Here is a 1,072-nt window from a genome sequence, read left to right as displayed (position 1 = left end):
CGCCACCACCATCTCCACCGACCGGGACACCACCAGCCCCACCCTGGACTCCGGCCCCACCCCCAACCCCACCAACACCCGAGCCAGACGATTCGCCCGCTCATTCACCTCCCCGTAGGAAACCTCACGCCCCTCGTACACCACCGCCGCCGCATCCCGATCCCGCCGCACTCGCTCTTCGAACAACCCCGGCAACAGCCCGTCGCCGGTGCCTTCCTCAGCGGGCACACCTCCGCCCCAGCGGCTCAGTTGCGCCCGTTCCACTCCGGTCAGTACATCGACCCGCCCGACCAGACGGGCCGGATCAGCGGCGATCGTCTCCAGCACCCGCACGAAACGAGCCGCGATCACCTCCACCGCCTGCTGATCGAACACATCGGGCCGGTATCCCCATCGCACCTGAAGCCGCTCACCGGGAATCACCATCAACGCGAGGGGATAGTGCGTGGCGTCGTGGGCGGCGATGGCGGTGGTCTTGAGTGTGCTGTCGGCGCGACCGAAGACGGCGTCGTCCACGGGGTAGTTCTCGAAGACCGTCGCGGTGTCGAAGAGCGGGCCCGAACCGGCACAGGCGCTCTGCTGGATGTCGGTCAGGCTCAGGAACTGATGGTCGAGCAACCGTGATTGTTCGTCCTGCAGCCGGGTGAGCATCGCCGCCAGGCTTGCGCCCGCGGGTACGCGAAGCCGCAGCGGCACCGTGTTGACGAACAGCCCGACCATGGATTCGACGCCGGGAATCTCGGGCGGCCGAACGGCCACCGTCGTTCCGAAGACCACGTCATCACGTCCGGTCATCCGGGCCAGGAGGAGGCCCCAGGCACCCTGTATCACGGTGTTCAGGGTCAGACCGGCCTCACGCGCCCGCTCGGTCAGAGAAGCGGTGAGGGATTGCGAGAGGAGCTGTGAGACGTCCTTGGGGGCTACAGCCTGGCGTCCAGGGCCTGCGGGCGTCAGCAGAGTGGGGTCTTCGACGCCCGCCAAAGCATCGCGCCATGCCTCCAGTGCCGCATCCCGATCGCGCGACCCGTACCACGCGAGGTAGTCGCGGTACGGCGTCGGCCTGGGCAGTGCG

General features: G+C 68.1%; 1 protein-coding gene. It reads right to left on the bottom strand.

Annotated elements, in window-relative coordinates:
- Window positions 1-1,072, bottom strand: a 1,072-nt coding sequence (locus JK364_RS54360) for a condensation domain-containing protein (RefSeq protein ID WP_201858869.1), incomplete at both ends; no start/stop codon positions are given.

Source organism: Streptomyces endocoffeicus (genome assembly GCF_016741935.1).
Lineage (GTDB): Bacteria > Actinomycetota > Actinomycetes > Streptomycetales > Streptomycetaceae > Streptomyces > Streptomyces endocoffeicus.
Note: the sequence above shows the minus strand (reverse complement) of the source record. Positions and strands in the feature narration are given on the sequence as shown.